This window comes from Arthrobacter sp. B0427-1-12, assembly GCF_059092905.1.
Genome location: NZ_JBNHIC010000025.1, coordinates 59,857 through 66,959, shown reverse-complemented (window position 1 = coordinate 66,959; position 7,103 = coordinate 59,857). Strand labels below are relative to the sequence as shown.

The 7,103-nt window shown below is 64.8% G+C and carries 6 protein-coding genes and 2 tRNA genes; 4 read left to right on the top strand and 4 right to left on the bottom strand.

Annotation, left to right across the window (positions count from 1 at the left end; all coding sequences use genetic code 11):
- Positions 1 to 208 precede the first annotated feature (208 nt).
- Together AC5RWU_RS15265 and orn are read right to left on the bottom strand one after the other, a co-directional pair.
- Positions 209 to 281 (bottom strand) — tRNA-His (locus tag AC5RWU_RS15265).
- A 182-nt stretch (positions 282 to 463) separates the two neighbouring features.
- Positions 464 to 1,066, bottom strand: coding sequence for an oligoribonuclease (gene orn / locus AC5RWU_RS15260; RefSeq protein WP_494032619.1), 603 nt, complete (start codon positions 1,064 to 1,066; stop codon positions 464 to 466).
- Between the two features lie 223 nt (positions 1,067 to 1,289).
- Here orn and mptB point away from each other — a divergent pair, with 223 nt between their 5' ends.
- Positions 1,290 to 2,819: a polyprenol phosphomannose-dependent alpha 1,6 mannosyltransferase MptB gene (gene mptB, locus AC5RWU_RS15255; RefSeq protein WP_494032620.1), complete on the top strand. Its 1,530-nt coding sequence runs from the start codon at positions 1,290 to 1,292 to the stop codon at positions 2,817 to 2,819.
- Positions 2,820 to 2,840: 21 nt separating this feature from the next.
- Here mptB and AC5RWU_RS15250 read toward each other — a convergent pair whose 3' ends face one another.
- Both AC5RWU_RS15250 and AC5RWU_RS15245 read right to left on the bottom strand, forming a co-directional pair.
- Positions 2,841 to 3,605 (bottom strand): GTP cyclohydrolase II, encoded by a 765-nt coding sequence (locus AC5RWU_RS15250; protein ID WP_494032621.1) that lies wholly within the window; start codon positions 3,603 to 3,605, stop codon positions 2,841 to 2,843.
- Positions 3,606 to 3,794: 189 nt separating this feature from the next.
- Positions 3,795 to 3,867, bottom strand: a tRNA-Arg gene (locus tag AC5RWU_RS15245).
- A gap of 242 nt (positions 3,868 to 4,109) precedes the next feature.
- On the opposite strand from AC5RWU_RS15245, the gene AC5RWU_RS15240 reads away from it, so the two are divergent.
- The 3 genes from AC5RWU_RS15240 (at position 4,110) to ettA (ending at position 7,012) form a co-directional block, all read left to right on the top strand.
- Positions 4,110 to 4,670 carry a single-stranded DNA-binding protein gene (locus tag AC5RWU_RS15240; RefSeq protein WP_494032622.1) on the top strand — a complete coding sequence of 187 codons (561 nt, stop codon included), beginning with the start codon at positions 4,110 to 4,112 and terminating at the stop codon, positions 4,668 to 4,670.
- Positions 4,671 to 4,713: 43 nt separating this feature from the next.
- Positions 4,714 to 5,226 (top strand): DUF6993 domain-containing protein, encoded by a 513-nt coding sequence (locus tag AC5RWU_RS15235; protein ID WP_494032623.1) that lies wholly within the window; start codon positions 4,714 to 4,716, stop codon positions 5,224 to 5,226.
- 103 nt (positions 5,227 to 5,329) lie between these two features.
- Complete coding sequence (gene ettA / locus AC5RWU_RS15230) at positions 5,330 to 7,012, top strand: energy-dependent translational throttle protein EttA (protein ID WP_494032624.1); 1,683 nt, start codon at positions 5,330 to 5,332, stop codon at positions 7,010 to 7,012.
- The last annotated feature ends 91 nt before the right edge of the window (positions 7,013 to 7,103 follow it).

Below are 7,103 nucleotides of genomic sequence, written 5' to 3'. Positions count from 1 at the left end.
CCCCCCCCCCCCCCCCCCCCCCCCCCCCCCCCCCCCCCCCCCCCCCCCCCCCCCCCCCCCCCCCCCCTCCCCCCCCCCCCCCCCCCCCCCCCCCCCCACCGCTGTGTCTTCAGGCTGTGCCGCCTGCTGCAGGATACAAAAACAGGCCGCCCGGATGATCTCCGGGCGGCCTGTGGAGGGCTGCGGTCTTGCCGCCAGCCCCGGGCTGGGTGAGTAACGGGGATTGAACCCGCGACCTCCTGGACCACAACCAGGCGCTCTGCCAGCTGAGCTATACCCACCAAGTGCTTCGCGAATCTTCGCCGGCGCGAACTTCCATCCCGCACCTGCTTCCATCCTTGCGGATATCCACCGGTCCGGTGTTTTCCTTCGGCGTCAGCTCCGAAAAGCAACGTCTACAAGCATACATGCTTGCGCAGGGTGCTGGTGACACTTTCGCCAAATGCGCCCGAATGTGACCGAACTAACCGGCCAGGTTCCGCGCAATTGCCTTCGCGGTCGCCGAATCCGGGCCGGGGGCGGCCACGAACACTGCCTCGCGGTAGTACTTCAACTCATTGATCGAATCCCTGATATCACCCAGCGCGCGGTGCCCGCCGGTCTTCGCCGGGGACTGGAAATAGGCGCGGGTGAACCAGCGCCGGGCGAGCTCCTTAATCGTGGAGACGTCAATGATCCGGTAGTGCAGATGGTCGATGACGGCCGGCATGTCCCGGGCCAGGAACATGCGGTCCGTGCCCACGGAATTGCCGCCAAGGGGGGCCTTGTTCGGCTCCGGCACCCACTGCGTGATATAAGCCATGACCTTCTCCTGGGCCTGCTCCATGCTCATGCCGTGCGGCAGTTCGTCGAGCAGCTTGGAGGAGGTGTGCATGTCACGGACAAAGTCGCTCATCTGGGCCAGGGCGGCATCGTCCGGCTTGATGACGACGTCGACACCGTCGCCGAGGATGTTCAGTTCTGAATCGGTAACCAGGACGGCCACCTCGATCAGCGCGTCGGCGCCGAGGTCGAGACCGGTCATTTCGCAGTCGATCCAGACAATATGTTCATTAGAGATAGGCACCCGTCAAATGTACCTCCATTGCCGCATTTGCCCCGTAGCTGCGGGGTGCGCCACGGCCCCGGCATGCCCCGGCTGCCCGTAGGTGCGGTGCTAAAATCCAGTGACACGACCGCAAAGAATCACCCCTTTCGCTTGCCCCGTTTCTCAGGCGGACAGTAGCTGTGGCCGGGTTTGTCCGGTGCGGTTTCAGCAGGAGTTCAGCCCATAGATTGGAACGCCGCAGATGAGTTTCAAGGTCCCCGCGACCGCGACATCCCCTTCCGCTCCGGTGGACCTCGAAGTCGACAAGCCCGTCTCTTCCATCGTCCAGGGCGCAGTAGGGTCCCTGATGATGCTGTTCGGCTCGCTTGGCGTGGGGTGGCTGGCTTCCGTTTCCGACCTGCGCCGGATCCCGCTGGTGATCTGGCTGCGCCTGGAGCCGGCCGGCGTCGTAATTTCGGTACTCGCCCTGGCGCTGGGCGGCATGCTGCTGGTGCGCTCCTGGCTGCGCCTGGGACAGAAAACCAAGGTGTGGGGCCCGTCTTCCCGCAGGTATACCCTAGCCGCCGTCGCAGCCTGGGGTGCGCCGATGTTCCTGGCCATTCCGCTGTTCAGCCGCGATGTCTATGCGTATATCGCCCAGGGCAAGATGATGGTCAACAATCTGAATCCGTACGAAGTCGGGTACGCCCAGCTCTCCAACTACCTGCAGACCGGGGCCGACGATCTCTGGGCGCAGAACGCGACCCCGTACGGACCTGTGTTCCTGTGGATCGAGGAATTCGTTGTCTGGGTCACCGGGGGGCACCCTGAGTGGTCGATCTTCCTCTTCCGGATCGCAGCCCTGATCGGCGTCCTGCTGTGCATCTACTGCGTGCCGAAACTGGCTCAGCTGCACGGGATCAATCCGCACCGGGCCTTGTGGCTGACCGCCGCCAATCCGCTGTTCCTGACCAACTTCATCGCCAGCGTCCACAATGATGCGCTCATGATCGGCCTGGCCCTCCTGGGCCTCTATCTCGCCATGGTGAAGCGTCCACTGTGGGGCATCCTGCTGCTGACGCTGTCCGTTGGCATCAAGCCGATCACCCTGGTCTTCCTGCCGTTCATCGGTCTGCTTTGGGCCGGCAGGAACGCCGGCTGGGGGCGGAAGTTCCAGTACTGGGCCATGACGGCGGGAATCTCGCTGGGGCTGCTGGCGCTGATGGGATTCATCAACGGTTTTGGCTTCGGCTGGGTCGGCGCCCTGAGCACGCCGGGAAGCGTCTGGATCTGGTACGCCCCGATCGGTTTTATCGGCATGATCGCAGGATCGCTGGGGTCCGGGCTCGGCCTCAACGGCGCGCTGCTGACCGACATCGTGCACAAGGCAGGCACCCTGAGCGCCGTCGGGATCATTCTGTGGCAGATGTTCCGCGGCGAGCACGGCCGGATTGTCCGCAGGCTGACCTGGTCCTTCGCGGCCATCGTCTTCCTGGCACCGATGATCCAGTCCTGGTACATCGTCTGGCTGATTCCGCTGTTCGCGGCCACGGGCATCCGGGACGACTGGCAGGTCAAGGCGCTCTACTTCATCGTCTCGTTCCTGATGGTCTATGCCATCTCGGACCAGCTGGACATCTTTCCGTACATCGCCATCGACCTGGCCATGGCGCGGAACATAGCTGCCGTGGTAGCCGTCGGCTTCGCGATGTACCTGGTCTTTCTGGATCCGAAGACGAAGATCCTGTTCCGGAAGCGGTTCAGTCTCCGCAAGCCGGGCCAGCTCGCCTGATCCCGGCTCCGGCGCAGGCGGTCAGGCGCCCACCGGCAGGGCCAGGGTGTGGGCAGTATGGTCCACTTTGGCCCGCAGATAGCGGGAGTTTGCCTGGCTCAGGTGCACACCCGTCGGGACCCGGTCCGTAACGGCGACACCCAGATCGCCCAGCTGGCGGGCCTTGTCGGGATTGTTCGACAGCAGCCGGATGCGGTCCGCCCCCAGGGCATGCAGCATCTGTGCGGCGGCCGTGTAGTCCCGTTCGTCCTCACCATGCCCCAGGGCCGTGTTGGCTTCGTAGGTATCCAGCCCGGCATCCTGCAGGGCGTAGGCGTCCAGCTTGGCATAGAGCCCGATGCCGCGGCCCTCCTGCCGCAGGTACAGGAGGAACCCGCCGGCGTCGCTGATCCGTTCGGCGGCCTCGCGCAGCTGCGGGCCGCAGTCGCAGCGCTGCGAGCCGAAGACGTCCCCGGTCATGCATTCGGAATGCGGCCGCACCAGCGGTGCCGGCCCGCCGTCGGCCGACCGCGCCAGCGCTCCGCGCCAGTCACCCAGCCCGAGGGCGAGGTGTTCCTTCCCATCGGCCAGGCCGGTGAAAGTGACGACGTCGGCCCGCGTCTCATAGCCGTCGGGGAACCGAAGGGGAACAACGACCTGGGTGCGGATTCCGGCTGCGGAAACCGCGGCGGCAGGAACCGGGGCGGCTGGATCCGCCCACTCTGCGAATGAAGCGGCCGTGTACGCGGCCCGAGGTGCAATCGGCTGTGCCGCAGTACGCACGGCGGGCGTGGAAGTCTGGGACATGGCGGACCCTCCCGGTCTGAACTGCCGGCCATGCATCCTGCCTGCCAGCTGTTACCGAACTTTTACTTGATGTTTCAAGTTCGAGCCTGCCATTGAAGTGCTTGAACTGTCAAGCAAAATTTTCCGGTTAGTTCAGGGCGTCCTGCTGAAGGGGCTGTGCCGGCATCGCCTCCATGCGGAGGAGGAATGTGCCCCGGACAGGAATCGAACCTGCGACCAAGAGATTAGAAGGCTCCTGCTCTATCCGCTGAGCTACCGAGGCTTGGGCGGCTGCTGTCCGCCCCTGTGACAGTCTAGCGGTTTTCGGCCAATGCCTTGGACGCGTCTGTTCCTGCACAGCCGGCCAATCGGCGGATTCATCCACATCCGAAGCCCGTCCCCTGACGGATCCGGGAAGCACTTTACAGACTGGTCTCATCGGCGTGGCTCCGGGAGTCGAACCGCCGGGGCAGGTCACGCAAATCGGAACGAGCAGCAACGAATAAACGAGGGAAAGGCATAGCGATGAGCGACATGATTACAGTCCGGGGCTTCGTGGCAACGGAAGTTCGGTTCGTCAAAACCCAGGACGGACTGCACATTGCGAGCTTCCGCCTGGGATCGACCGACCGCAGGTATGACCGGAACAATGACATGTGGGTGGACGGCGAGACCAACTGGTTCACCGTGACGAGTTTCCGCCATCTGGCGCAGAATGTTGTCTTCAGCCTCAAGAAGGGGGACCGGGTGGTGGTTACCGGACGGCTGAAGATCCGGCAGTGGGTCCGCGAGGATGGAAAGTCCGGCACCACTGCGGAAATCGACGCCGACGCCGTCGGCCATGACCTCATGTGGGGGGTCTCGCACTTCCGTCGGTTCGTGCAGGAGAAGCAGGGTGCGGAGACCGCGGAGAACGCTGCATCCGGCGGCATCGATGAATCCGCTGCCGAGGGTCTGCCCGATTTCGATGCCGACACCGGTGAAGTGGCGGATTCGAAGGAAAGGGCTGCGATGGGCAGCAGCGACGCTCCGGATCCGGACAAGGACAACGACCAGCCGATGGCCTTGTCGGAAGTGGCCTCCTGAGTGGCCTCCCAGGCGGCGCAGGCAGCCGTGACAGAATGACAGGGTGATTGGTGATCGGAAGAACCGAAGCTGGCTGTCGGTCGTACGGGTGCCTGCCGCCGTCGTGGTTGCCGGTGCAGTGCTGACCGCCTGCAGTCCGCAGCCCGGGGCACCTGCCGCTCCACAGCCGGCGGCGCCGGAAGCCGGTTCCGCGGCGGGCACGACGTCGGCAGCAGGGGCTGAAGCTCCGGCGCAGGCCGGCGGGCCTGCCGCCCCGGCATCCCCGGTGGAACTGGCGGCGGATGCCGTCAACCAGGCGCTGATCCAGTTGGCGGCAGCCGCCCCGGAACCCACCCGGGAACAGATGCAGCAGGCCTATGCGCAGGCGGGCATGCCCGCTGAGGCCACGGAAGTCTCCGTCTATAAGACGCCAACCGGGCTGGATGTGGACGCCATCGAGGCCGCCGTACCCGTCGACGGACAGTGCGTTGTCGGCCAGGTGCGGGAAGGAGCCGTCACGGTCGTCGTGCTTCCCGTCCTGGCGTCCGGGCGCTGTTTCGTCGGCGAGCAGTACTGATCTCGGAACCGCACCGCCGCCCGGCGGCAGCACCTGGCATCGCCCGGGGCCGAAAGCGGGATCGAATATGAGTTCCGCCCCATGAGCCACTAGCCTTATTACTATGGCGGAATTTATCTACACGATGACCAAGGCCCGCAAGGCTGTTGGCGACAAAGTTATCCTCGATGACGTAAGCATGTCCTTCTTCCCCGGCGCCAAGATCGGTGTCGTGGGTCCCAACGGTGCGGGTAAGTCCACCATCCTCAAGATCATGGCAGGCCTGGACACGCCGTCCAACGGTGAAGCGCGCCTGAGCCCCGGCTACACTGTGGGCATCCTGCTGCAGGAACCGCCGCTGAACGAGGAAAAGACCGTGCTGGGCAACGTCCAGGAGGGCGTTGGCGAGATCTACGGCAAGATCCAGCGCTTCAACGAGATCTCGGAGGAGATGGCCAACCCGGACGCGGACTATGACTCGCTCCTGGAAGAGATGGGCAAGCTCCAGGAAGCCATCGACGCTGCCGATGCCTGGGATATCGACTCGCAGCTGGAGCAGGCCATGGACGCCCTGCGCTGCCCGCCGCCGGATGCCGATGTGACTGTGCTCTCCGGTGGCGAGCGCCGCCGGGTCGCGCTGTGCAAGCTGCTGCTGCAGAAGCCGGACCTGCTGCTGCTGGATGAGCCCACCAACCACCTGGACGCGGAAAGCGTGCTGTGGCTGGAGCAGCACCTGAAGTCCTATCCCGGCGCCGTCCTGGCCGTGACCCACGACCGGTACTTCCTGGACCATGTGGCCGAGTGGATCGCCGAAGTGGACCGCGGCCACCTGTATCCCTATGAGGGCAACTATTCCACCTATCTGGAGAAGAAGCGGGCGCGCCTCGAAGTCCAAGGCAAGAAGGATGCCAAGCTGGCCAAGCGTCTGACCGAGGAGCTCGATTGGGTCCGGTCCAACGCCAAGGGACGCCAGACCAAGTCGAAGGCCCGCCTGGCCCGGTACGAGGAAATGGCGGCCGAGGCGGAGCGGACCCGCAAGCTTGACTTCGAAGAGATCCAGATTCCGCCGGGACCGCGCCTGGGCAACCTGGTCATCGAAGCCACCGACCTCGAAAAGGGCTTCGGCGAACGGAAGCTGATCGACAACCTGTCCTTCTCGCTGCCCCGCAACGGCATCGTCGGTGTCATCGGCCCGAACGGCGTTGGCAAGACCACGCTGTTCAAGACGATCGTGGGCATGGAACCTCTCGACGGCGGTGAGCTGAAGATCGGCGACACGGTCAAGATTGCCTACGTCGACCAGTCCCGCGGCGGCATTGATCCGAACAAGACCCTCTGGGAAGTTGTGTCCGGAGGACACGACTACATCCAGGTCGGCCAGGTGGAAATGCCCTCGCGGGCGTATGTCTCGGCCTTCGGCTTCAAGGGCCCGGACCAGCAGAAGAAGGCCGGAGTACTCTCCGGCGGCGAGCGCAACCGTCTGAACCTGGCGCTGACGCTCAAGCAGGGCGGCAACCTCCTGCTGCTCGACGAGCCCACCAACGACCTCGACGTCGAGACCCTATCCAGCCTGGAGAATGCGCTGCTGGAATTCCCCGGCTGCGCCGTGGTCGTCTCCCACGACCGCTGGTTCCTGGACCGCGTGTCCACGCACATCCTGGCCTATGAGGGCACGGAGGAGGATCCGGACAACTGGTACTGGTTCGAAGGCAACTTTGAGTCGTACGAGCAGAACAAGGTGGAGCGCCTGGGCCCGGAGGCGGCCAAGCCGCACCGCGTGACCCACCGCCGCCTGACCCGCGACTGACGCTGCGGGCGAAGCGGCCGAATCAGGCAACGACGGCGAAGGGCCGGTTCCCGCGGGAGCCGGCCCTTCGCCGTCGTTAATCTGTCGTCAG